Genomic DNA, 24,860 nt, shown 5'->3' with positions numbered 1-24,860 from the left:
GCCAATCCATAACTGGGGACTGGCATTCTCGCAATTATACATTAAATTTGGTGACAGAATTCTTCAGGAGAACAGAGGCTTCTGAGAGGCGTTAATTTAGAACTGACACAGTTCGCGTTACACTCCCTCAGTCAACCTTGCTGTTTTCTAATAATCAATATCTAACAGTCAGCCGTGCTGTTTTCTAATAATCAATGTCTATCAGTTAGCCTTGCTGTTTTCTAATAATTGATATCCATCAGTCAGCCTTGCTGGTTTTAATAATCAATATTTATCAGTCAACCTTGCTGTTTTCTGATAATCAATGTCTATCAGTTAGCCTTGCTGTTTTCTAATCATCAATATCTATCAGTCAACCTTGCTATTTTTTAATAATCAATGTCTATTAGTCAACCTTGCTGTTTTTAAGCAATCGATATCTATGAGTCAACGTTACTATTTTTTAATAATCAGTATCTATCAGTCAACCTTGCTGTTTTTTAATAATCAATATCTATCAGGCCTTTGCCTCCGGCATAGTCTATTGCGCTTGAGTACCGGTACTGATCTGGCTCGAATACCAGGCCGGCAACAACCGGGTTATTGTGAATATAGTTTATCTTCTGCTCGATTACAGCTGGCGTCCAGACACCAATCGGTTTGTTATCATGCCGCCAGAACTGATTATTCTGAATGTTACTGCTTCTGGCACCGGAATCTGCAAATAACCTCAGCATCCAGTCCTTACGCGATTCTTTAGGATTATCCTTTATGGCGTTCACCACGCCCCGTGATGTAAACTGTTTGAAACGACCTAAAACACTGTCGGGATTACCATCGCGCGCCCGAAAAATCATGTGCATATGGATTGGCATAATACACCAGCAATAGATCTCCATGCCCATGTTTCGACGGCAATGCTCAAGGCTGTCAAGAACGACCTGTGCATACACCGGCCGTACAAATACATCAATCCAGTGCACTACTGCGAAGCTCACAAAGTGCAGCCCTTCTCTATTAAGAAACTTATATTTTCGGCTCATGATCAGTCATCAATAGCCTAATATAGAAATTTATTTAATTATAAGTATAATTATTATATAATAAAATTTACCTGTTTTGAAATTACCTATATAATTAAGCGGATAATAGCTAACCACACCAACTGAATCTTCAGTTGGGGTCTACTACAAAACGTACACTGTAACGGTACCAGTCAGCATTGAGAATCTCGCCGCCTACTTCTCCGCTTATTGATCGAATTATTTTATCAGCCAGGAATAAATGAGTGAGCATCATCCCGGTGATGCGATGGTGCCCGTTGTGTCAGCAGATTGGCCAGTCAGAACATCACCCGTAAAGGGGAAATACTTTTTGTGTGCCCATGGCCCCCCGAGGTATGTCCACAGATCCAGCCCGAGCGCCTGAACCTCGAACGGCTGAAAATCTGTATAAAGCCGGGCAAGTAAATCCTTTGCTGTCCCGGGATCCGTTTTGTTTTGTATAGTCACGTGTCCGCGGAAATTCTGTTTGTCCTGCGCAGTCAGATGAAACTCAAACTGGCTGCGTAACGCACCGTGAAGTGTCTTCAACAATGGGTGCTCAACCCGATAAGCGACCCCGGCCCCCAGGCTAATCAGCCCCGTTACCTCTGCATCAAAGACTCCATAGACGAACCGTCTTAAGACATCTACAGTTTCGGTTGTGTTAGGGAGTTTATGGAAAAGTGTCAGGTGCGCCTTTAGAAAATTGCGTTCGGGCGGAAAATAGCGTTGTCTCAGGTCATCAAAGAAACCTTGCGAGTAGGCATCCAGCCGCAGTGTAACTATCAGAGGTTGGTCATTTATCATCGTGTTATTCTTTCTTTTTTGATGTCCTTTATCCGCTGCCAAAAAACGCGCCAGGGCATACCACGTTCCGTGTAGGTGGCTTTGGCAAGCCGTGCGCCGCTCACACACTTACGAGAGCTATCATTGTCGGGCGAAACACAGCGCCCAGGATGCCTGAAAGGTGTTTGATGTTTTAAACAACTTGCTGGGTACTGTGTTGCAATACCAAAAAGCTGCCTATGAACCGCAAGATTGTCTCACCGAAACAACATGCCCTGATTGATTATGCGCTTACAGCTGCCATGTTGGTACTCCCATCCTTTCTTAAGATGAATAAGATCGTTCGAAAGATTTATGCGGCAGAGGCCGCAGTCCTGCTTCCATATGTTGCGCTAACCAGCCAGCCGGCTGCAGTAAAATCAATTATCCCTTTCCGGGTGCACGGCAGGGTCGACCGTTTTAACCTGGCGCATTTCGCCATTCAGAACTTGTTTCCGCCGTTTCGCAGACACCGAAAAGAGTTGCTTTTCAACACGGCAGTTACGCTTGCCGCCGGCCTGACCATCTTGCTCACGGACTGGAATGGTCGTACCACAAAATAGCCTGAACACCTGGGCCGTAAGTAGCCGGGCCTTAATCAGTTTCAACGGGCTTAATCCGGCTAAAGCCCACTTTTGACGGACAAAGCATATTTCTCAGCAACTTCCACTAAATCACCTATCAAAACGCTTATGAAAAACAAAGAACCATTTTTCGCAGCCCTATTATGTTCCATGCTGCTCGCCCAGCAGACAAATGCCCAGCGAGGTATTCCACCGAAAGATGTCACCAAAGTTGTGACGGTCACAAAATATGCCCAGGTACTGGAATTTAAGCCAGAGATGATCAAACTGCTAAAGGTACCACCAGGCTGGCAGGTCAGCCTGGCGGCTTCAGGCCTGGGAAAGCCGCGCATGCTTTATACCAGTCAGCAGGGAAATGTCTATGTGACGCGGCGGGACGGCGGAGATGTACTCCTTCTGAAAGATAAGGATGGCGATTCAAAATTCGAAGATCTGGTTACTGTTGTTTCAAATTTTAAAGGCGTACACGGCATCACGATGAAAGACAACTGGATGTATCTGTGTAACAGCAACGAATTACGCCGCTATCCTGTTAAAGCTGACGGCACACTGGATGCAGCAGCAGGTCAGACCCTTATCAAAGATCTGCCGGATGGCGGACAACATCCCAACCGCACCATGGACTTTGGTCCGGACGGAAAATTGTACATCAGTGTCGGGTCGTTGTGCAATGACTGCAAAGAAAGTGACAAAGAAACAGCGGTTATGCTGCAGGTAGAGCCCAATACCTGGCAACGAAAGGTCTTTGCAAGCGGTCTTCGCAACACCATCGGTTTCGACTGGCATCCCGAGACCAGGGAACTCTGGGGGATCGATAACGGCGGAGACGCCAAAGGAAACGAATGGCCGCCGGAAGAAGTAAACCACATCATTGAAAACGGCGATTATGGCTTCCCATATGCCTACGGCAAGAAAGAAGTTGATAAAAGCCGCGAAGATCCGCCGGGTAATACCAAAGAAGCCGTTGTGAAAAACACACAGCCATCTGTGCTGGAACTTACGGCACACATGGCACCGATCGGTTTTACTTTCTTTCGCGGTGCAGCAAACATTCCGCAGGAATGGGCCGGCGATGGCCTGGTTGCCTGGCATGGCTCGTGGAATGCGGAGAAGCCTGTAGGTTTCAAGGTCCAGCGCATTCAATTTCAAAACGGCAGGGCGGTGAAAGCGGAAGATTTTCTGACCGGCTTTCTGCAGGGAGAGGCCCGTTTCGGACGCCCCGCAGGCATCACAGTAACAAAAACAGGTGTCATTTACATCTCAGATGACGCATCAGGAAACATTTACGCAGTTAAACACACAAAATAACATGAAGAAGGTATTATATAGCACATTGGGTTTAGCATTTTTCACTGCCGTCGCAGCTACGTTGCCGGGGCCGGGTCCAAGAATTGAATTTGATGCGCCCGAAGCCTATCCGGAAGGTGTGACATATGATCAGACTGCCAAAGTTTATTATGTATCATCAGCCAGGCTTGGGCAGATCGGGAAAGTTACTCTGCAGGGTATGTATGCTGTTCTGCACACAGACCCGGCGCTGAAGTCGACCTATGGACTGAAACTGCATCCTGATGGGAAAAGGCTTTTTGTCTGTGTTTCGGATGCCAATTACAGCAAATTCACAGAGCCGGCAACCCGTATGAAAATGGCCAGGCTAATCAGTATAGACATTCAGTCGGGAAGGAAGCTTTCAGATGTCGACCTGTCAAGGCTTATCCCCGGAAAACACTTTGCTAACGACCTCACGTTTGACCGGTCAGGGAATACCTATGTGACCGATAGTTTCGCCGGCGCGGTTTACAAAGTCAGTCCGGACGGGAAAGCATCAGTGTTTGCCAAAGATGAACGTTTTGCAACCGAGGGCGTCGGACTGAACGGCATTGTATACCATCCATCGGGTTACCTCATTGTTGACAACAGTGCAAAAGGACAATTATTCAGGATCGATCTCAGTAACCCGAAGCAGGTGCAGCAAATTAAGACCGACCGGTTTTTTATGGGCGCCGACGGTCTTGTTTTAAATGATAACAATACCCTCACCATGGTCGTGAATGGTGGTACCGATAAGATCTTCCAGCTTGCCAGTACTGATAACTGGCAATCAGCGAAGGTCATCGCATCTACGGTGGTCGAAGATAGGTTTACCTATCCATCGACGGCTACTTTGAATGGTAAAGAAATTTGGGTTATGAATGCACAGTTCAACCAGTTGCTGGACAGCAATTCTGTGCCCCTGAAAAAGTTCGCGCTGCAACAGGCCGTGCTTAAGCCGGTGAAGTAGCTGACTGCCGGCAGATATCCGCGTTTTACGCTATTCAAGGTTCGGAAAAAGAGCTCGACTCCTGCAAAGTTGGTAACTTTTGTAAAGTTACCAACTTTAAGTTAAAAAATAAACTAAGAACATATTTTTTCATAGAAATCACAACCATGCGTGCCGGAAGCACGCTTCAACAGCCGCCGGAAAACGCCCTGTAGAATCGGCCGCGTCGTTTATTAAAGATAACCGGCCAGAAAATGTAGAACAAGCTGCTCCCACTCCTTATCTAATGTGGTATCAGGACGCTTTTTTCCTGCCTGCCGGTACCAGTAATCCGCGTTCCAGATGTCTCCTTCCTTACGGTGAAGATAGGCATGAGCCCAGGCAGACGCCTGATCTGAAAGATGATCGACCTGTGCATGCGCCCGTTGCCAGTTGCCTTTTCCATCATACCAGAGACTTTTTAATTGTACGGACAGCGCGTGCGGAGGCTCTGTGGCCTGTAGTGATTCTTTGAATTCAGACAGTGTTTTCATGGGCTGATCATTTTGGGCTCAAATTTAACATTCAGCGGTGTACAGCAGAGATAGTGCTGAAATTTAATACAGCCGCGTTACAATTGAATTACTTTCTTCCAATCTGCGGAAATTGCGTAATCCGCAGCGTGGTACAGCCATATGGAACAAGTATAATGTCTTCTTCCCGGTCATCTTTTTCCAGGCCATAGATATGGCTGTACGGAAGTGGTCCCGCTTTCCCGTTGTAAAGTGTCCAGGACGGAATCCGCTTGGCTTTGGTTTTGATAGTTACAGGTGCATTTTCAAGGTTCCATGGATATCGGCTATTTTTTCCTGTCAGCTCTACTTTGAAATGCTCCGGAAGTTTTTGATCATTCACGTCATAAATTCCATAATTCCAGGGCGTGGCTGGATGCACCTCGGTATAGTTGCCAAAGGCGGCATAGTCAGTTGTGTTTTTTATCTCCCGGAAGTCTTCGCCCATTTTTAGCGCATAGGTAATGGGACCGCGCTCAATAGCAATTGAGTTTTCATACCATCTGCTTTTTGAGAGGTGCATAGGCAGGGAAAGCTCAACAATATCGCCCGGCTTCCATGTCCGGTCCAATTTCAACACATTGTTTCCTTCAGACTGCGTAAAAGACTGCCCGTTAATTTTAACCACCGCATTCTTACACCAGGCGGGCACCCGCAAATGAAACGGAAATTTAACCGGCTTTCCCGTTTTGACCGTAAACCGGATGCTTTCTTGAAACGGATAGGCTGTTTCCTCGGTAATCGTAACCGCTACATTGCCTGCGACCGCAGTTGTAACTTCGCTTGGTGCATACACCAATGCAGCAATACCCTGGTCGGCGGTTGCATACCATAAATTCTGTACAAACTTTGGCCAGCCCTGGTGCATATTTGATGTACAGCAGGGATAGCCGGTAAGCAATCCGTAGCAAACATCTGTTCCCGCATGATTGTCCCCAAAATTATGCATCTGCCGTGAAAGCATAACCTGGTTTACCTGCTGAAAATACTGGCGCGACATATAGTCGTCTGAAGTTTGTGTGGGCAAAGCATTAAATGCGATCTTCTCAAGCTGGTCTGCGTAATCAAGCGATCCTGTTATCTGCAGCGCATTTTCCAGCGTAAACATCATTTCTACCGCGGCACAGAGCTCATTTCCTTGTGTGGGATTATTTCCGTGCAGAGCCTCATCGCCACCGTATAAGCCATTCGCTGTACCGTTGTATTTTTTGAGATCATCAAAGCCTTTTTTCGCTGCCTGCAGATACCGGTCGTCCGCGTGCGCCTGATAATAAATCAAGGGCTCTTTCATGCCTTGGGCCAGGTTTACGGTATGTATGCTGCCAAACTTCTGAAGCAGATCGGTATGCAGAAAAGCATTGGTAAAATCAAAGCTTTGTTTGTGCAGCAATTCCCCAAGATCAAGCAGAAATTTATCGCCCGTTATGTTGTACAGCCAGTAAACCACCATCAGGTTATCGCCCGCCCTGTACCTTGCCCAATACGTCCAGTGATCGAGCGGCTTTTTTGGAAGCTCAGCGAGTTGATACCTGAAGTAATTGGTCATCAGTTTGATCACTCTTTTATCACCTGTGGCCGAATAATACTGCTTCAGAACCTTCAGCATCACCATTTTAGGCCACCAGTCGCGGCTGTTGTCACGCTGAAGACCAGCTTCCTGCGGGTAATCTTTCGAGGGACCGAAGTAACCATCAGGCGTCTGGCTTTGCAGCGACCATTCAATCCAGGGCTTTACCTTTGCTATCAGTTCTTTGTCTTTGAGAATGTATGCCAGCGGCAACAGCCCATCAATCCAATACGGGCCCCGCTCCCACTGGTCGCCGTCGCCACCAAGCCAGCCGTTTCGCCTGTTCATGAGCGGGTAAAGTGCATCCAGTTTGCCGGTTGCGCCGTTTTTCTGACGAATAAGCATTTCTTCCAGCCAGCCATGGGCTTTGATGGCGCCAAGCGGCAATTCCTGATAGGGCGTTTTAATAAGTCCCTCTTTTGGCGATGCATATTGGGCAGAAAGGTGTTGCGTTAAGCACAGGAAAGCAAAAAGCAGACAAAAAAGCCCGACAGATTTTTTATTGCGAAAGTTAAATGGCGTCATAGCAGGACTGATAAACAGATCCTGCTAAGGTATAACTAGCAAACATTCCACACAATGGTTGGCACATTTTGATTGCAAAAAGATTTCAATATAGCAGGGGCTGTGACAGGCCTACAGGATTCGAATGCCTGCCGCGAACGTCTGCTATCGGGAATAATGAAGCGCCACACAGCCGCTTTCAAAAGTAATTGTTTCCCTTAATTTGAGTTTCAGATTTTCCTGCAGACTACCGTCGTCAAGCAGGCGCCGGCCCCTGCCGATCAGGACCGGATGAACGACCAGGTTAAATTCGTCAATCAGGTCTGCTGCGATCAATTCCGGAAGCATGGTTACGCTGTCTACAGAAATCTTCTTGCCTTTCTGCTGCTTGAGCTTTAAGAGCGCCTCTGCAGGATCACCCCGTATGATCCGCGTTTTTTCATCTGCGCTATCCAGCGATCCTGAAACGACTACACGGTCTATAGCCGAAAACTTTACAGCAAAAAGGTTCTCCGCAGCGGTTCCCGATTGCGTTCTTGCAACATCCGCCCAGTATGGAAACATCAAACCGTACATCACCCGGCCGAAAAAATACAGATCGACATCATCTGTCATCCTGGTAAAATAATCAAGAACATCTTCGGCAGGATTGAAGAGCGTGTGATCGCAATAGCCGTCAAGGCTGATATTTAAACTAAAGCTTACCTTTCTCATTTTTTCGCGTTTAGGATCTTATCAAAGCTAAGTGGAGCGAGGAAACTGCATGCGGGCAATCTGCGACAAATAGAAGGGGGTCAATGGCCACAAGGTTTATCTGAATACCCGCTAAGCGAGCTAAAACGCCTTCAGGTGTCTACGGATTTCTTTGTATTCAATCCTCCTCAGCGTCTTCTTCAGCTTAACGACAATCACGCCATAAGACCCGCGTACGCCATACACTGCCATAGCGGCTGCACCGTTTTCGATCTTGAGGTCCTCGACCTTATCCTGCCTGACAAGACTGTCTGCGTAAGATTTTGAGATCTGATAAGTTTTACGGTTCAGGTGGACAATCCACAAAGGTTCCTGCTGCGTGACAGTTGGAAAGCTTGGTAGCAGACCCCTGCGCTGCTGGGCACAGGCTACCGAGGAAAAACAATGAAGAAAGAAGAATAAGAGCAGGAAGTGAAAGTATTTCATCGGGTTTTTGTTTCCATGATGCAGACACCTTTAGTAATCCATAAAAAATAATGACTTGAACCGGGGCGAAGGACATGATAATAGTGACACAAGTTAGCCCCGTTTAAATAACACCGCCTCCGGGCACTCTCTTAGCAGTCCGTAAAACCGGGAGGCGAAACTTTTATAGGAACTGATCGTTTACAAGAATCAGCCGCCATAAAACCGACGCGCTATGCCTAACCATATCCATATTTTTGTCGCATTGCCGACTTTCCTTAAACAATTCGGCGATGTCATAAGATCTGCCAGCCTAAATGTTTATAGCCGGCAGTCAGAGCGGAAACATACATCAGTAGATCTTTCAAATTCTGACAAAGAATTTATTATACCCAATGGCGGAAACCGGCCTTTGTTGTTTTTTACATCTGAAGCTTTTGATGAAACACAACACCGGAGTACTTACGATGATCGCTTTGTGATGCACGCGATTGAAGTGATGGGTGGAAGATCAACTGCAACCGACCTGGAAAAATTGAGCCTTCGTATCATTTCGAAAACCCCTGATCAAAAGATAAAAGCCTTTGAACAGACTTAGAAAGCGCATAAAGGATAGCGATGCGTACGGCATGGGTATAGGATCATCAAAGTCATATGAGAAAATTTTTTATCACCGGGCAGAGGCGGCAGGAAAAAACGTTGTGGTCTGATTTTGATAAAAAATTCACCCCTATATCCCAGCCGGAACAGCATACCGCTGCTGGTTAATAAACGCTGTGCTTTCTTCGATTATCTTCACAAACATCTCGATAACTTCCATGTTTTTATCGTAAAATTAACACATCAGAGTTATATGACAGGCGTATGTACTTGTGTTACACCCCACAATTGTTAGCTAATGACGTTTAGAAAAAAAAAGCACTACAAATTCCGAGAAGTTGTAAGTTGTATGATCTTTTTATTCACATTTGGAAGCTGCAACGGCCAGGATAACCCCACGCATCTTGGTGCACGGTTTGGTGTTTTTGACCTGGATAAGGTTACCTTCGCGGAACGGTTAGACACGCTATTTGCAAAACAGAAAAAATCTTACAAACTGCCAAAAGAAAGTGCGACCGGTCATGACACCCTCTACACCATTTTTCGAATTCCGGCAAGCAGTGCTGAAGATAAAACGTTTAAATTCAAAAACGTTGAAATAAAACCTAAAGAAGTGGTCGATTTTTATGCAGATCAATCCAATAAGTTCAGAAAGGTGGAAGCTTCAGTTTATCTGACCAAGCAGCAATATAATGCCCTGCTGAACGCCTGTAAGCATTTCAAAGACATCACACCGGCTAACGTACGCACAGTCCATAACGGCAAATATAACATTCTACAAACCCGCGACGCCGGAACACAAACCCAAACTACGCTGTATTGTCTTGATAACAAAACCGATGCGGCCGGAGCCCCTCAACAGGCATTTTTCGTCAGAATATCCAGGCTGAGTCTGAAGAAAACAGACGATAAATTTTATTCGCAGTTCAATGACGACATGAAATGATGGCATTCATCCTGATGCAATTATTGTATTGGCTGATATGAGACAGTTTGGTTATTTTTTAGCACTTAAATGAAAAAGGTTTTGAAGATTGCTTTGATAGTTGTTATACTCCTGGCCATTCCGGCCATACTGCTCATTGCGAACAGACTCAAGGCACACCGGTTAGATTTGACATACGCCGCGCTCGGCGATCACATCGAAAGCAGAAATTTTATTTTAGAAGAGCTTACCCTGAAAGGCAAAACGCTCGAATATTACCGGTTTGACGGTGAGTTTGACCAGGCCGGGGAACTGGACAGCGCTTTGCAGCATCTGGAACCAGCCAGGCACTGGCCAAAAGACGGTGGTTATGTTCAGTTTGATACGCTAAAGAAACAATTCATGATCGGAACCACTGAGTATGTGTCTCGTGGTGGTAAAGACGGCGGACTGCCTGATGAGTTGAAAAATGTTTGTTATTTTGATGAAAAGGGGAAATTAACCGGACACATCAGCAACCTGTACAGCATAAAAAAAGACTGGCGGCAGCACGCTGTCCTGCTGCCGGATTTCATTCCGAATTTTCCGCAGTGGAAAGACCGCCGGTCGCACATCTACCTCAGGCATTTTGGGATTGAGCGGCTGGAGACAAGCTGGCTGAAACCGTTTCGTGGAATGGGCAGTCCGAATGGTGCCGGTGCGGCTCCCGCCTGGTCAGGCACCGGCTACTTCGACCTGACTGTCGAAGGTGAACAAATACGCTTCAGATGCCCCGCAACAAAAGACGGCCTGCTGTTTCTCGCTGCGAACGACTTTGATACAGACCTCTCCTACTGCAGATTTCGAAAGGTTTTCAGGAAACCCCTGCCGGCATTTCTGATTTATCAGCCGCGTTTTGGACAGGGCAGGGTTTTCATCATCAGGCGAAAACTCTAAATGGCAGGCGATACATCCGGCGAAGCACAGCATCCCGCGAAGCGGAAAACCCTAAACGCCATTTTTTGTTCCTGCAATCCTGCCGGTTATCTGGCCACTTTATAATGGCATTTGACATATAGCAGCTCAATAAAGGTTACCAAACTACCCTAAGCGGTATTAATAGGAAAACACCTAAAAACATGCATCAGCGCTCGAAACACCTCCTGTCCCTGCCCTTTCTTTTTTGCCTGATCCTATTGATCCTTAACGATTTTGTGCTGAAGAACAGATATCACAACGTGCTAACCGGAAAACTTTCCGACTTCTGCGGACTATTCGTTTTTACGGTATTCTGGTCTGCTGTATTTCCCAGGCACAAGGCTTCGGTATTTATTGCGACAGTTTTGCTTTTTACATGGTGGAAAAGCGAATATGCCTCAGGATTTGTTGAAATACTGAATAAGCTTTTCAGGGTGCAAAGGGTTGTTGACCCAACAGATCTGTTGGCATTGGCCGTCTTGTTACCTGCTTGGTTTTATCTGAAACATGACCGGCAGATCAGGTTCCCCGATTCACTTGTTACCCGCCTGGGTGCATTGTTTGCCAGCGCAGTGACCATTTTTTCATTCTGCGCCACCAGCCAGCAGCGGTATATCCAATCCTTTGAGCAACCTCAGTATGTGCTGCTGCGCAGCGACAAAACCCCCAACGCTAACCTGTATAATGATCTCGAATTTTTTAAGGCGGAAGGGCTGCTCGTCGTCAGGGTAAACCAGCTCTACATCAGTAAACCTGTGCGGGATGATGATTACAATAAAAACCTGTCGATCGCAGAGCTGGATCGGGAGATTCATGAGTGGATCGGCGACAGCACAAGCCTGATTCCCGAAGGGGAAACAACACGCCTGACGATCAAAACAACGCAGGGTGACGACGCATTAAGTTTTAACGGCAGCCGGCTGGATGGCCCGTTTACAAGAACAAAAAATGAGAAAGTAATCATTGAAGGCCACTATAAAATGGGCCTCGAAGATTCCACATGGACCATCAGAGACAGCCTGGGGAACAGGACGGTCGTACATACGTTTCTTAGCGGCGAGCGAACAAACACCCGGCAATTTGACGGAAGCAAGCTTGTTTCGAACAGCAGCGTGAACACCCGGACCGATACCATCAGGAACACTTACCTGCACATTTTCATGCTGGTTTTGTGCACATTGGCTGTAGTTATGTTACTGATTAGAAATTACCGCAGCACCCAGCCGGCACAGCTAAGCCTGATGCCGGTGTGGAAATGGCTGCTGTGCTTTATACTCCCCTCCTTTATATGGGTTTCACATGTGGGTATGCGGCTGTTAATCCAGGATTTTAACCAGGACATTTTTGAAACACTGGCTACGGTTATCTTTATTTTTATAACCACCTGTCCGCTGATGTTCGTTATCGTTTTCTGGGTTAAATTCAGGAAGGAAGTCGATATTTTGCTGTACTGCTTACTCTTTGGACTGATCGTGACCATATGGACCACCTGCGGAACACTTATGGCGTTATCTGCCTGACCGAAGAGCAGGACTTTTGCCGTTAACTGCGGCAGCAAATGGCGTAATTAGTTGAAAGAGTTTAAACAACCAAACCAACTATTTGACCGGGTTTCCGGCTATATACTTTAAAGTTTCCTGCAACCGGTTATCGCTCTTCAGCGGTACATCCGGCTCCACGCCTGCGCCTTCAAGTGAGTATCCACTGCGTGTGATGATCTGGCAATTGGGAATAAACAACCAGATCATCGTATCCGTATCGGGAGAACGGAAACCCTGCGACATGCCGGGATTGCCTGCACCGGCGGTGGTCTCGCCTAAGATGGTTGCTCTTTTCATTTCCTTAGCGATAAGCGCAAAATACTCGGCCGCAGAAAATGTGTTCTTAGAGGTAATGATATAAAGCGGAGTATCAAAAAAGGTGGGGCCATCTGTGTAATCAAATATCACCTCGCTTTGATGCCACTCCTTTTCGCCCGTACATCTTTTCCTGAGGAGCGTCTGATAACCCTTATCGCGGTAAAGAAACTGATTCAGGAAAGCACTGCTTGCACCGTCGCCACCCGGATTATCAGAGAGGTCAAAAATCAGTTTGCTGCATCCTGAAAAAGTGTCCAGAATGTGACGAAATTCCCTGAATGCCGCATCATTTGCCAGGCAAAAGTCCCATTTCATATAACCAATGTTCCCCGCCAATATCCTGTAATCACTTACGCCCGCAGCATTGTGCTTAGCTGCGGGTGCAGCATTTTCTACGGGCGAATTCGCCGGATAAACAGTGACACTGAAATGCTTATCATGCGTTTCCTTTCTTAAGGTTTGTGTAATTAATTCGGCAGCCTGGTGTGCAGAAAGATTTTTGAATGCCTTCCTATTGTCCATTTCCGTCAATATCCGGACAAGATCAGCAGCTTTTTGTTTATCGAAGTATTGCTGTGTCAGGCTGATTTTGACCAGGCTTAACATCAGCTCGATATCTTTCTTTGCAGACGATTGCGAGGTCTGCGAACAGGCATTAATAAATACAAAAAACACCAGGAGTACCTGAACGGCGATTTTTCTAAGCATAAGAGCGTTTTGCAATAAAAGTACGCAAACAAAGGCAGATATCAACTCTGCTGATCACGGACCTGTCATATCGTTCTATGACGAAGACGTAACCTTCTCAAACCACAGCGGTGATTTAAGCAGGCCGCGTGGAAGGGAGTTAACATATCGATGAACTGAAGAAAAATATATAACTTTACGTTATTGATTAAACATCCCTGATCATGAAAGAAAACAAATACGATAACGCCGCATTTTTTGAAGCATATAGTGAGATGCCGCGTTCTAAACAAGGCCTTACCGCGACGGGTGAATGGGAAGCACTGCAAAAAATGCTTCCCGGCCTAAAAGGAAAATCCGTGCTCGATCTTGGCTGTGGCTATGGCTGGCACTGCATCTATGCCGCCGAACAGGGCGCTTCCCGGGTAGTGGGTATAGATCTTTCTGAAAAAATGATTGCCGTAGCAAAAAGCAAATCGAAAGACCTGCCAATAACCTATATACAGACGGCTATTGAAGACTTTGATCGTGAGTCTTCTTCCTTTGATGTGGTATTCAGCTCGCTTGCACTGCATTACCTGCCAGAGTTGGATACAACCTTCAAACAGGTCTGGAATTTGTTAAATGACGGTGGCGAATTCATTTTTTCCATGGAGCATCTGGTATTTACGGCTAGAGAGGAACAAGATTGGTTCAAAGATGAACACGGTGAGGTTCTGCATTGGCCCCTGGACAACTACCAGGATGAAGGAATTAGAAAAACCTCTTTTTTAGGGCATGAAGTTGTAAAATATCATCGTACGCTTGAAAGCATTCTAAACGGGCTGTTAAAAACCGGCTTTAACATCCAGGCCATTTCAGAACCAAAACCGCCTTTACATATGTTGGAACGCGACCCCGCCTTGGTGCACGAATTGCGCCGCCCTATTTTTCTCATGGTTAGAAGCAGGAAGGCATCGATTTGATGTTCTCTGTTCGCCACACACTTACAGCGTAGCGACGGAATGAGGCATGTGCACAGGATATAATGTTTTCTATTCACCATTTTAATGCTTATGGATAGGTTTGAACGTTGGAGCGCCCAGTATGGCATCAGCCTGGCTGATTATGAGATGCTGACCGCCAATTTAAAACAATGCAGTTTTAAACGGGGCGAAGACATTATCGTGCCTGGTCAAATACCCGGCCGGTTGTTCTTTGTAAGAACAGGCGTGCAGGTTGGCTGTTATGAAACGGCAGAAAAAAATCATATCCTCGCTTTCTCTTATTTTCCCGGCATACTGGCCGTTCCGGGAGCATTCACGTTCCAGGCCCCTTCGCTTTACTATTGGCGAAGCCTGACAGACAGCATACTGGATTATATTTCGTTTACCGATCTGACCTCGCTCTTCGACAGAAACCAGCAGATTGAACGGTTTTTCAGAAAAATGACCGAAGATGCCCTGGCCGGGATGATTTCCCGGCACATCGAACTGCAGGCCATGACGATTGCTGAACGCTACAGGACTTTCTGTAGCAGAAGTCCGCACTTATTACAGCTCGTTCCGCATAAGTATATTGCATCTTACCTGGGGATTGATCCGACAAACTTCAGCAAACTTTTTAACAGCATAAAAATATAATATTGGTCTGCACCAAGGTTTAGGTGATCCGAAGTGCCCAAATTAGCATCCAAACAATCATGCATATGGGCTCATTTAAACTGTTAATTTTTCTCGGCCTGTTCGGAGGGCAGCAGGCTGTATTGGCGCAGAGCAATCCTTCTCAATCACCATTGATTCGCCGCGAGGGTCATTATGCGGATGTAAACGGACTAAAATTTTATTATGAGATGTACGGTCAGGGCAAGCCGCTGATCCTCCTGCCGGGGACGCTGTCCGGCATAGGAACAGGATTCGGTCAGTTGATCCCCTTTCTGTCGACTCAAAGGCAGGTTATTGCTGTTGAATTCCAGGGATACGGGCATACGGCAGACATCCCGGACCGGCCATTGTCCTATGAGCAATTTACCAGCGACGTTTTAGGCTTGCTGGATCATCTGGGCATAAAACAATGCGATATTTTTGGCTACAGCACCGGGGCCGGCGTTGCATTACGCGTAGCGCTTGCCAGGCCCGCGCTTGTTGACAGGCTTATTCTGGCTTCGGTCATGTACCATCAAGACGGCCGGCATCAGGACCTGCCAAAAATACATGAGGCGGTTCTTAATCCGCAAGCCATGGCCGGTTCGGCTTATGAGCAGGAACACCTGGCCTCGGCACCAAGGCCGCATGAATGGGCGACCCTTATTGCCAAAGTCAAAGAGTTTGAAGGAAAGGCGTACGCGTTGTCAGAGCAGCAAATCTCAAAAATCACTGCCCCTGCACTGATTATTACCGCAGATGCTGACATTGTTCGTCTGGAGCACACCGTCAAACTGTACAGGCTGCTGGGCGGCGGCAGTATCGGCGAAGTAGCCCGGCCCGCAACACGGCTGGCCATCTTACCCGGAACCATGCACACGAATCTGACGCAACAAACCGACTTGTTGAAAACGATGCTGTCGTCGTTCCTGAATGCCACCTTGAAAAAGTAAGTTTATTCCTCCGCCGCCTTCCGGAGCACGACATGATCAATATAAAATGTACCAAAGGGAATGATACAGGCAAGCAGCACCTTCCAGGTCCGCTCTCTGAACCGCCAGCGCTGCTGTATACCGACACTCAGGGTATTAAAAATAAACCAGAGAAAAAGTGCACCATGAATTGGTCCAATGACCTTTACCAGGGCGGGGTCGTGGCTATAATATTTTAAAGGAACTGCGATGAGCACCAGGATCAGTAACGATGTACCCTCCAGGTACGCGATCATGCGCAGCCGGCCAATCGGCGATTTAAATAAATGTAGCATATAGTAAGTATTGGGTTTTGCTTAAAGTGGTCTGATGAAGGGCCGTGCAACAAACGGAGAGAATGGCCAGGGGATCGCGATGAACATGATAAGCAAAGCGATAACAAACCAGATCAGCATGGTACGGTATTGCCCCGCAGCTGTAGACATACGCTTCGCTCTGGCCGAACCGATGGTAATCAGTACGATCGACAACAGCATCAGGCCGGCATGAATGTATCTGAAAAACCGCTGATCATTGATCAGCGGATGCGCAGACGCAGGCATTGCGAATTTCAACAGCGGACTTTGAAAATAAATGGTGAAACCCAGCAATAACTGGAGGTGTGCAATGGTGGCCGTCCAATGCCGTAACCGATTCGCAAACGGCGTAAAGGAAGCTTTTCGCTTCAGGCGATCGTAGGCGAGAATGATGCTGAACAATAGCGCGGCTACCAACAGCCAACGGAACAGGGAATGAAAAGAAAGAAGATAATAATACATAGTTGATTAAAAGATACTAACTGGTATGTTTTGTGGTAAAATTTTTTATTTCAGACTGCTGAGATAATTTTTAAACTGTTGAAGATATTCTTCGTAAGCGCCTTTGCCAAAAACCTTACCCATGTTGCGGGCGCCGCTGTAGCCGCTGGTGATGAACAAAGCAACCTGTTTCGGACTATTGTTTTTACTTATCCGTCCCGCCGATTGTGCTTTCGTCAGCACCTCTTCAATGGCGCGCTGCCATTCAACCATTAAACGGCTGAGCGCCTTTCGGAATGGTTTATTGATTGGTGCCATTTCATCCACAAGGTTGACTGCCGGACAGCCATACTCAACTTTAAAGAATGGATTTGATAACAGCAAAGCTTTCAGCATGGTATAAATATCATTCAGCACATCATCCGTTTTACCCAGCACATCGATCATATAGGGAGTCATGCCGGGGTACATCACTTCATTGATCATAGCCAGCCCCATCTCCTCTTTGTTTTTGAAATGGTAAAAAAAAGCGCCTTTGGTAACGGCCGTTTGTGCAATAATCTCATCAATACTGGTTGCCTGGTACCCTTTCAGGTAGATCAGCTCAAATGCCTTTTCTAATATGTGATGACGGGTCGATGCTGCCTTAGACATAAGATACCAGTTAGTATGTTCACAAACATAGCTGTAATTTCTGATCTGCGAAAATCAACATGTCAACGAAGGGTCAGGAATGTATCAAATCAATAGCAAAGCATCGCATTTAGCCAGTCGCAAGCCCATTGATATAATTTATCGCAAATAAAAGTAAAGGATCTCCTGAAAGGTAGTCGGTTCGCGTAGATGCTAATACGCCCTTATTTCAATAAAATCAACATAATGTGATCTAAAAAACAAATACCGTCCAAAACATATTTATTTTCAACTAAATTATTAGTTATATTTACATTTCAAAATTATTATCATGAATTTCTGTCTCACGCGCATGCGTTATGCCACTTGGCTTATTGTTTTGATCCTAATTTTTCCCGGGATCAGCGTGTCCTTTGCGCAATACAGCTACCGGATTAACGGGAAGCTGCAAGGCGGCGCGGGAAAAACAATTTATTTGTCTGACGATGTATATGTGCCAAATACGACCAAACACAGGATAGACTCTGTCGTTATAAACGAACAGGACGAATTTCAGTTGACCGGCAAGATCACTTATGCCGGCCTTTATTCGGTATTTTTTGAAGATCAGAAAGGGTTTTGTCCGGTCATGTTAGATACGAAAAATCCGGCAACCATTCTTGGCCATGCGGCTTTAATCTATCAAAGTAAGGTGTCATCGCCACAACAGCATCTGCTCGAGCAGCTCGCAGGCCTGGATCGCCCTATCCAGGATTCTTTAGAAAGCACGCTCAGGCTGGCCAATGCGGAGAACCGGAAAAAGCCCGTAGACAGTGTAATGCTATCACGACACGTATTAAAACTGAAGCACCTGAACACCAGGCGGGCAGCGCTTATTGATACGTTTGCAGCCAATCATCCAGGCGCCTATTCCCTGCTTCCGCTCTCGGAGAATCACCTGGGTACCCTGATCAGTTTTGAAAAAGCCGAAGGTTACCTGCGATCAATGCCTGCCGAGTATGCAAATAATCCACTATATCTTAAAGTGAACAAACTGATCGCCGGGCATAAGGCAACCCAAGCCGGGCTTGTGATCAGCGATTTTGAGCTTCGGGATGCGAACGCTAAGCTTGTCAATACTGCAGGCATCAGGAAAACAAACAAATACATGATCATCGATTTTTGGGCGAGCTGGTGTACGCCATGCCGGGCAAATAATCAGGCCTTGCTTAAGCTTTATCGGACCTATCACCCTCGTCAGCTCGAAATTGTGGGCATCTCGATTGATGACAACCTGAACAACTGGAAAACTGCGCTGAAGCAGGAAGACCTGCCATGGCCCCAGTTGATTGATACAGGTGGCTTTTCGAGCGCCAGTGCACTGCGGGCAGATATCCGAAGTATCCCCTCCTACCTGTTAACAGACGCTGGGGGCAGGCTGATTTTGAAAACACATAAGGTGGAAGCGTTAACCGATGTTTTGAAAGTTTTATTACCTTAACATCCAGGCGCCCGCACCGCCAGTTCGGGATCCGGTCAGCCTCCGGCACAGGCCTTGCAAATGTATGCCTTCGCCAGACAAATGCCTGATTTAGATGGCGCCGCCCCGAAGCATACTCAGGCCTGTTTCCCGGGTGCAGCCATATCCCTGTACATCTGGCAAACGGATTTCGAAACCTGGGTTGTTTTTGGGTCGCGGGCAATTACATTTTCTAAAAATTGCCGGTTGGCATCGCCCCACTGGTTCATTGCATCGATGATGTGCATTAATGACCAGCCGATTTCTGTCAAAGAATATTCAACCTTGGGCGGCAGCTGCGGGTAGATTCTCTTTTCCAGCATCCCATGCTCCTCCAGTTCTTTCAGCTGCACGTTCAGCACCCGGCGGGTGGCTCCGGGTAACAGGCGTAAAATCTCGCTTGGCCGTTTAATGTCCATCGAAATGGCGTTGAGCAATGCGGGCTTCCATTTACCGTTTAGCACTTCTTTAGTCAGGTGTAAACCACAATCGATAGCGAGCGATATTTTTCTTTCATACATAACAGCTTCTCTTTGTTCAAAAATAGGCATTGTACCGCAAAACGGCCATGGGATAAAATTATCCCTATAGCATAAGTTTCACTCATATTGTCTGGCTGCCAAAGATGGGCGAGGTTTGCTGAAAAAACGATGGAAAATACGACACAGCCTTTGCTGGAAGAATATCAGTTAGGCGCGCTTAAACTTAAAAACCGGGTTGTGATGGCTTCTCTTACCCGCGGACGCGCCACCAATACAGGCCTGGTTCCTACGCCATTGATGGCCGAATACTATGCCCAGCGTGCTTCTGCCGGACTCATTTTAAGCGAAGGCACCTGGGTGAATCCGCAGTCGATCGGTTTCATAAACGTACCGGGCATCTATACCCGCGAACAGGTTGAAGGCTGGAAGCTGGTGACCCGGGCGGTGCATGATCATGGCGGACTGATCTTCTCCCAGCTCGGCCACATCGGTGCTGCATCACACCACGATCACCTTAACGGGGAATTGCCTGCAGGCCCCTCAGCTATAAATCCCCAGACCAAATCCTTTACGCCCAACGGATTCAAAGATACGCTCAAGCCCCGCGAAATGAGCCTGGCGGAAATCAGGCAGACTGTTCAAGACTATAAGCAAGCCGCTGAAAATGCCCTGGAAGCCGGATTTGACGGTGTCGAGGTACACGCACAGGTTGGAATGCTGATTCCGCAATTTCTCAGCCTGGCCACCAACCAGCGTACAGACGAGTATGGGGGCAGCATAGAAAATCGTGCCCGCATCGTGTTTGACATACTTGACGCCATCATTGAGGTTTGGGACAGCACCCGTGTAGCCATTAAGTTTACACCTGTAGCCTTAAGCCACGTTGGCGTGATGACGCCTGATGCACAGACCATACCGATGTTTCAATACCTCTGCAACAAACTGAGCGACTATAACCTGGCCTATCTGCATATCGTAGCTCCGTCGGAAGACTTAACCGGTACCACGGTTGAAGCCTTGCAGGAGAACTATTTCGACCATTTCCGCAACCACTACAGCGGCAGACTGATGGCTAACCTGGGCTTCACGCGGGAGACCGCGAACGCGATTCTGAGCGAAGGAACAGCAGACCTTGTCTCGTTCGGCGCACCATTTATTGCCAATCCCGATCTGGTTGAGCGGTTCAGATCTGATCTGCCCTTATCAGCCGGCAACCCGGATTTGTATTATACCGGCGGTGAAAATGGTTATACGGATTATCCCAGGGCTATACTCGGTGAAGCACACGGAAGACAGGAAGTACCAGCTGAATGACTTGATCAGCAAATGCTTTCCTTTTCACGAAGGAAAGCATTTGCTTTGAAAGTGCGGACAGTAGCATCCTGTTCTGAAAAGCAACTGTTCAGGCGCCGGAGCGTCATTTTTTTTTCGCACTCAGTGCAGAGTGTATGGCAATGGTTGGAAATTTGACGATGGTTTCAGGAAAACGCTGTCCGCCCGGGGCTCTGGAAAGCAGCTTTTAGCTTATGAACGTCACGATGGCTTCGTTTTTACGTGCCGCTTCGCTATAGATTTTCTGCACCACACGGAAATAGCCGGCAAGGTATTCAAATGTCTCATCGCTTTCGTCCCAAATATTCGGATAAACACCTGACTCGATCATTTTAGCCGGATCAAACCTTTGTCTCAAATCCGCCTTTGTGATTTTTGAAATCTCGTTATTCAATTGCACAACCTGTTCAGGCGTTACGTAGTGCGCCGGACCGTAGCCTAAGTCCTGGTCGTTATCGATAAGCTGACCGCTGAACAGAACGGCCAGCAGCGGATTATCAGCATCAGTCAGGCGCTGACCTGTTAACAGAAACACGATACCTTCCCAGGTTTTATCAATGTCGACCAGGTTGGAATCGTCAGTTTCGTGATAAATCCGATTTTCTAACAATGAACTGTCTTCCAGATACGCATTCAGCTCAGCGTTGGTTACCCTGAGCAAATTACCGATCATACTCATGATTATCATAATTTAATATTTTCCAAAATACACTTTTATGTGCTGTTTATCGCTGAAGCGATGATTAATTGAACTATTGGCATCTATACGGTAGCGGCAGGCTGTTCAAAGCTGAGCAGCCCTCAACAGGATCCACGCTAAATAAAAAATTTCTTTTTGGTTTGTTTTTTTTACGTATATTTAGAAATAAATCATCCCAAAATGAAAAATATAGTCTTGATTGCGCTGCTTAGCGCAGCAATCATCTCATGCAAGAAGGTTCCGCATCCAGTTAATGATCTGCATGATTCCGGTAAAGAAAAGGCCAATGTTGAGGACAGCCTGAAGACCGCCTACAAAACCAAATTTTCCAATGTTCTAGCAAAGGCGCTGGCTGCCGATCAGGATCTGCGGGCATTTATCAAGACAGAAGCACTCAAGGAATTTGATAAGGATCATGATGTGCTGTTTCTTACGACAGCAAATAAACTGATCGGCGGCGAAAGTTTCAAAGTAAAACTGCTAAAGTACGGTTTGAGTACCGCCGAATTGGAGCAGATCCTCAATAATCTTCCAACTATGACGATTTTAGTTCCCACTGTCCCCAATTTCTCTCCGGAAAACTGGAATACCCGATCCGAAGTACCAAAAGTGGCAATCAGTCCGAATGGGAAGGAATTTGAATCGATTAGTGTCGTGGATGCCGAAGGGAAAGTAAACCAGATTAAAAAAGGTCTTATCCCAGGTTATCCTATCGTCATTGTCAAAGAAAATGAACGGATCGCTGTTTCGCGCGGAGCTTCGGTTCAGGCTGCTGCCGGAAGCTACATTACAACTACATCCGGAGGAATCACACTGAAATTCGTCGACAAGGCATATGATGGCAGGTCCACTGATAACAGAAAAGATGGCGGTTTTCAAATAGCAAGGGAGGTAGACACTCTTTATGACACCAACCCTATCGATCCGCGAGTCATCACTGCTTTTAAGAAGGGTGTAGAGTGGCATAGTGATTACATCTACTATGGCATTGACCCAGCTAATGGCGTTACCCGTGGACCAATTAACAGCAAATACCGCGAGTACATACGATCATTTCGCATGAGCAATACGGAATGGAGCGATATCGCCGACCAGGACGATCCGCGCTATAATGGAAATACACCCAGTGGCCGGCCTCCTTTTCCGCAACAGCCTTACTATTGGACAGATGGCGCCTATGACTTCCGAATAGATGTCATGATCAACGCAAAAAACGGCGCAGGTCAGGTTTTAAGGAAGGCTTTTTCTGCAAGAGGTCACGAGCTCTACAATATCAACTTTGTAGCCGATGGCACATCCGGAAACTATCGGATTTCGAGTGTCGACACCAAAGAATTTTTTGTAAACGAAGCTATCGATGCCTGGGATTTAGATGCCTACGGGTCTACCTGGAAATTTACCGTATATGAATTTGACCCAGCGGAAGAAGTGGAATATACTATTACCAACACCACAAAATTCGGCTCCAATTTCGAAATCAATGCGACAGGTGAAAAAGTTAAGGTCGGCGCTAAATTTGGCGGATCTTTCGAAGAGACCAAAACAACTTCTACAACAGTAAAACGAACGCTGGATTCCGATTATCTCGGTGAAGGAATTCTAAACTTTCATGATCCGATTATAGTTCGCTATAGATATATCGATAAAGTTGGTGGAAGGCCTTACAGACGGCATCTCTGGGATACCTGGGAAGTAAATGCTGGCCTGGTCCGGATATCGGTCGAGCCGCGGGATATAACTAATTTATAATTATATTTAAGTAGGCTTGGCGAGCCATACTTTCCAGGCCTTTCTTTATCAATCCCTATTATGAAAAACTGGTTGATTTTTATCGCCATCCTGTACTGTTTCTGCTCCTGCAAAAAGGAAAAGGTTGAGACAGACAGCAATGCATTATACCGGAGCGCCTTTCATGGAACCTATAAATTAGTGTCTTCCTACTCAGACAAGGCCATAGATGTAAATTTGGATGGCGAGGCCTCGATAGATATGCTCCGGGAAATAGAGCGACTGTCTGAATCCTTCGTGCAGATTAAAGTAACGACCTACATAAATGAACTGACAACAGGAATTTCTTTTGCTCAAGCCTGGAGCGAACAATATTTCGTAAGAGATAACAAGACTACTGAAGATGTTTCTGATTACGACCCGGCCGTCAGTGTTACATACTTATTGCAACCCGCCTCCGGAGCGCTCACGATCGATACATTTCAGCGAACACTGGAAGTTAAAAGTGATGTATTTTCCAATACTTCCAGAACTTTAACACTTCCTTTTGACGCATCATTTCAATATGAAAATGATAAGGTTAAAAAACTGACCTTAGTAACGAAAAAACCGCTCTATACATCCAACGGGATCATTTCCGTGCGCATAACTTCCATTTATCAGAGGTAGTGTGTCATTTTCGCAGGATATGCTTTTGCCGCTCTCGGCCGGGCTATCCGCTCCCATCGTCGCCTTGCTTAGGGATCTGTTGCTATCCCTAACGGAGTACTCTCCAACTGATTACATCAACCTACTTCTGGTCTCAAGTAGTTCTTCCCGCCATAAAACAGTAAGCTCGCGTAGGCTTATCGTTTCCTAAGATGGGAGGTCTGACACCCTATGTCCTGAGTAAATCGCTCAGCAACCCCCGGCGGGCCGGTTATTGATGGAAGGTTTAGAACCGCATTGATTGCGCCTACTTTCGCAAATAAGGCATTCAAACCAAAGAAAAAGGGCTGCTTTTTCCTAGCAACCCTTTCAAAAACTGGAACTTCGTCCGATATGTACCCAGCGCCGGAGTCGAACCGGCACGGTTTCCCACTGGTGTTTGAGACCAGCGCGTCTACCAATTCCGCCAGCTGGGCAGATCCGTTTGTTACCGAACGGGCTGCAAACATAGAAATTCATTCGCGTATTCGCAAATTTATAGGAAGGGAAAGTTTTAAGTTGTATTTCGGATGTAGGTATTCGTATTCCATATGTAGACATGGCGCATACCCTGCATGGCGCACGACCGGTTCTGCGCCCAGACTTTACACTTTCCACTTTCAACTCAGAGCGGTCTCTCATCCTTGTGCTTTTTTCTTTGGTCCACCTGCGCAAAACGTCCGCCTCTGCTTCGTCGCAGGAGATCCCTCGCCGTTGCGAGCATGAGAAAAAAAGGAATTTTGTAAACGCGCTTCGGGATGACGGCGTGGGGGACGTCAGTGGGGCTTGGCAAAGTGAGGGGCTAGGCGCCCAGGTCCTGACCCAGTGTTGTCCGGTAAAAATTAACGTTTGTATTTTAACGGCATACCTGGCGTTTGAACAGAGTTTTTTGTTCTATTTCAATAAGTAAGCCCCCCTGTCAAGTTGCAAATAGCGTTTGTTGGTAGTCT

At 46.6% G+C, this 24,860-nt stretch carries 26 protein-coding genes and 1 tRNA gene; 14 read left to right on the top strand and 13 right to left on the bottom strand.

The genetic code is table 11. From position 1 onward, the window contains the following. Positions 1–479: 479 nt before the first annotated feature. Both EJV45_RS08575 and EJV45_RS08570 read right to left on the bottom strand, forming a co-directional pair. On the bottom strand, positions 480–1,022 hold the full coding sequence (locus tag EJV45_RS08575; protein ID WP_129715265.1) for a transposase: 543 nt from the start codon (positions 1,020–1,022) through the stop codon (positions 480–482). Positions 1,023–1,274: 252 nt separating this feature from the next. Beyond that, entirely contained in the window at positions 1,275–1,829 is a 555-nt protein-coding gene (locus tag EJV45_RS08570) for a 2'-5' RNA ligase family protein (RefSeq protein ID WP_129715264.1), read from the bottom strand. A gap of 218 nt (positions 1,830–2,047) precedes the next feature. Between EJV45_RS08570 and EJV45_RS08565 the strand changes: the two genes are divergently transcribed. The 3 genes from EJV45_RS08565 (at position 2,048) to EJV45_RS08555 (ending at position 4,712) form a co-directional block, all read left to right on the top strand. After that, a complete protein-coding gene (locus tag EJV45_RS08565) occupies positions 2,048–2,410 on the top strand; it encodes a hypothetical protein (protein ID WP_129715263.1) in 363 nt (120 codons plus the stop codon). Positions 2,411–2,539: 129 nt separating this feature from the next. Continuing rightward, the gene (locus tag EJV45_RS08560) at positions 2,540–3,739 is read left to right on the top strand and encodes a sorbosone dehydrogenase family protein (RefSeq protein WP_129715262.1); all 1,200 of its coding nucleotides are present in this window, start codon (positions 2,540–2,542) and stop codon (positions 3,737–3,739) included. 1 nt (position 3,740) lies between these two features. After that, a complete protein-coding gene (locus EJV45_RS08555; protein WP_129715261.1) occupies positions 3,741–4,712 on the top strand; it encodes a gluconolaconase in 972 nt (323 codons plus the stop codon). Positions 4,713–4,924: 212 nt separating this feature from the next. Here EJV45_RS08555 and EJV45_RS08550 read toward each other — a convergent pair whose 3' ends face one another. The 4 genes from EJV45_RS08550 to EJV45_RS08535 form a co-directional block, all read right to left on the bottom strand. Further along, positions 4,925–5,224: a hypothetical protein gene (locus EJV45_RS08550; RefSeq protein WP_129715260.1), complete on the bottom strand. Its 300-nt coding sequence runs from the start codon at positions 5,222–5,224 to the stop codon at positions 4,925–4,927. 88 nt (positions 5,225–5,312) lie between these two features. Further along, positions 5,313–7,334 carry a beta-L-arabinofuranosidase domain-containing protein gene (locus EJV45_RS08545; protein WP_129715259.1) on the bottom strand — a complete coding sequence of 674 codons (2,022 nt, stop codon included), beginning with the start codon at positions 7,332–7,334 and terminating at the stop codon, positions 5,313–5,315. Between the two features lie 144 nt (positions 7,335–7,478). After that, complete coding sequence (locus EJV45_RS08540) at positions 7,479–8,027, bottom strand: dihydrofolate reductase family protein (protein WP_129715258.1); 549 nt, start codon at positions 8,025–8,027, stop codon at positions 7,479–7,481. A gap of 120 nt (positions 8,028–8,147) precedes the next feature. Further along, entirely contained in the window at positions 8,148–8,492 is a 345-nt protein-coding gene (locus EJV45_RS08535) for a hypothetical protein (RefSeq protein WP_129715257.1), read from the bottom strand. Between the two features lie 214 nt (positions 8,493–8,706). Between EJV45_RS08535 and EJV45_RS08530 the strand changes: the two genes are divergently transcribed. From EJV45_RS08530 to EJV45_RS08515, 4 genes are all read left to right on the top strand, one after another. After that, positions 8,707–9,069, top strand: a complete 363-nt coding sequence (locus tag EJV45_RS08530; RefSeq protein WP_129715256.1) for a hypothetical protein — start codon at positions 8,707–8,709, stop codon at positions 9,067–9,069. Between the two features lie 351 nt (positions 9,070–9,420). After that, positions 9,421–10,017, top strand: a complete 597-nt coding sequence (locus tag EJV45_RS08525) for a hypothetical protein (RefSeq protein WP_129715255.1) — start codon at positions 9,421–9,423, stop codon at positions 10,015–10,017. A 69-nt stretch (positions 10,018–10,086) separates the two neighbouring features. Next, a complete protein-coding gene (locus EJV45_RS08520; RefSeq protein ID WP_129715254.1) occupies positions 10,087–10,932 on the top strand; it encodes a hypothetical protein in 846 nt (281 codons plus the stop codon). Between the two features lie 182 nt (positions 10,933–11,114). Continuing rightward, positions 11,115–12,473 (top strand): hypothetical protein, encoded by a 1,359-nt coding sequence (locus EJV45_RS08515; protein ID WP_129715253.1) that lies wholly within the window; start codon positions 11,115–11,117, stop codon positions 12,471–12,473. A gap of 78 nt (positions 12,474–12,551) precedes the next feature. Here EJV45_RS08515 and EJV45_RS08510 read toward each other — a convergent pair whose 3' ends face one another. After that, complete coding sequence (locus tag EJV45_RS08510; RefSeq protein ID WP_129715252.1) at positions 12,552–13,520, bottom strand: S41 family peptidase; 969 nt, start codon at positions 13,518–13,520, stop codon at positions 12,552–12,554. A gap of 203 nt (positions 13,521–13,723) precedes the next feature. On the opposite strand from EJV45_RS08510, the gene EJV45_RS08505 reads away from it, so the two are divergent. The 3 genes from EJV45_RS08505 (at position 13,724) to EJV45_RS08495 (ending at position 16,074) form a co-directional block, all read left to right on the top strand. Continuing rightward, a complete protein-coding gene (locus EJV45_RS08505; protein WP_129715251.1) occupies positions 13,724–14,464 on the top strand; it encodes a bifunctional 2-polyprenyl-6-hydroxyphenol methylase/3-demethylubiquinol 3-O-methyltransferase UbiG in 741 nt (246 codons plus the stop codon). Positions 14,465–14,554: 90 nt separating this feature from the next. Further along, positions 14,555–15,121: a Crp/Fnr family transcriptional regulator gene (locus tag EJV45_RS08500; protein ID WP_129715250.1), complete on the top strand. Its 567-nt coding sequence runs from the start codon at positions 14,555–14,557 to the stop codon at positions 15,119–15,121. A gap of 65 nt (positions 15,122–15,186) precedes the next feature. Then, the gene (locus tag EJV45_RS08495) at positions 15,187–16,074 is read left to right on the top strand and encodes an alpha/beta fold hydrolase (RefSeq protein WP_165305016.1); all 888 of its coding nucleotides are present in this window, start codon (positions 15,187–15,189) and stop codon (positions 16,072–16,074) included. A 2-nt stretch (positions 16,075–16,076) separates the two neighbouring features. On the opposite strand, the gene EJV45_RS08490 is transcribed toward EJV45_RS08495, so the two are convergent. From EJV45_RS08490 to EJV45_RS08480, 3 genes are read right to left on the bottom strand one after another with little or no spacing between them, the layout of a single operon-like run. Next, positions 16,077–16,388, bottom strand: coding sequence for a DUF3817 domain-containing protein (locus EJV45_RS08490; RefSeq protein WP_129715248.1), 312 nt, complete (start codon positions 16,386–16,388; stop codon positions 16,077–16,079). A gap of 21 nt (positions 16,389–16,409) precedes the next feature. After that, positions 16,410–16,871, bottom strand: a complete 462-nt coding sequence (locus EJV45_RS08485) for a hypothetical protein (protein WP_129715247.1) — start codon at positions 16,869–16,871, stop codon at positions 16,410–16,412. A gap of 45 nt (positions 16,872–16,916) precedes the next feature. Further along, positions 16,917–17,504 carry a TetR/AcrR family transcriptional regulator gene (locus tag EJV45_RS08480; protein ID WP_129715246.1) on the bottom strand — a complete coding sequence of 196 codons (588 nt, stop codon included), beginning with the start codon at positions 17,502–17,504 and terminating at the stop codon, positions 16,917–16,919. A 310-nt stretch (positions 17,505–17,814) separates the two neighbouring features. On the opposite strand from EJV45_RS08480, the gene EJV45_RS08475 reads away from it, so the two are divergent. Beyond that, complete coding sequence (locus tag EJV45_RS08475) at positions 17,815–18,963, top strand: TlpA disulfide reductase family protein (protein WP_129715245.1); 1,149 nt, start codon at positions 17,815–17,817, stop codon at positions 18,961–18,963. 116 nt (positions 18,964–19,079) lie between these two features. On the opposite strand, the gene EJV45_RS08470 is transcribed toward EJV45_RS08475, so the two are convergent. Beyond that, on the bottom strand, positions 19,080–19,502 hold the full coding sequence (locus EJV45_RS08470; RefSeq protein ID WP_129715244.1) for a helix-turn-helix domain-containing protein: 423 nt from the start codon (positions 19,500–19,502) through the stop codon (positions 19,080–19,082). 129 nt (positions 19,503–19,631) lie between these two features. Between EJV45_RS08470 and EJV45_RS08465 the strand changes: the two genes are divergently transcribed. Continuing rightward, complete coding sequence (locus EJV45_RS08465; RefSeq protein WP_129715243.1) at positions 19,632–20,777, top strand: alkene reductase; 1,146 nt, start codon at positions 19,632–19,634, stop codon at positions 20,775–20,777. A gap of 205 nt (positions 20,778–20,982) precedes the next feature. Here EJV45_RS08465 and EJV45_RS08460 read toward each other — a convergent pair whose 3' ends face one another. Further along, complete coding sequence (locus tag EJV45_RS08460; protein WP_240755232.1) at positions 20,983–21,474, bottom strand: YfbM family protein; 492 nt, start codon at positions 21,472–21,474, stop codon at positions 20,983–20,985. A 201-nt stretch (positions 21,475–21,675) separates the two neighbouring features. Between EJV45_RS08460 and EJV45_RS08455 the strand changes: the two genes are divergently transcribed. Then, entirely contained in the window at positions 21,676–23,244 is a 1,569-nt protein-coding gene (locus EJV45_RS08455; RefSeq protein ID WP_129715242.1) for a hypothetical protein, read from the top strand. A 60-nt stretch (positions 23,245–23,304) separates the two neighbouring features. Continuing rightward, positions 23,305–23,892 carry a hypothetical protein gene (locus EJV45_RS08450; RefSeq protein WP_129715241.1) on the top strand — a complete coding sequence of 196 codons (588 nt, stop codon included), beginning with the start codon at positions 23,305–23,307 and terminating at the stop codon, positions 23,890–23,892. Between the two features lie 375 nt (positions 23,893–24,267). Here EJV45_RS08450 and EJV45_RS08445 read toward each other — a convergent pair. Continuing rightward, positions 24,268–24,347 (bottom strand) — tRNA-Leu (locus EJV45_RS08445). Positions 24,348–24,860 lie beyond the last annotated feature (513 nt).

It is taken from the genome of Pedobacter sp. SYP-B3415, from assembly GCF_004138205.1.
Taxonomy (GTDB): domain Bacteria; phylum Bacteroidota; class Bacteroidia; order Sphingobacteriales; family Sphingobacteriaceae; genus Pedobacter.
Note: the sequence above shows the minus strand (reverse complement) of the source record. Positions and strands in the feature narration are given on the sequence as shown.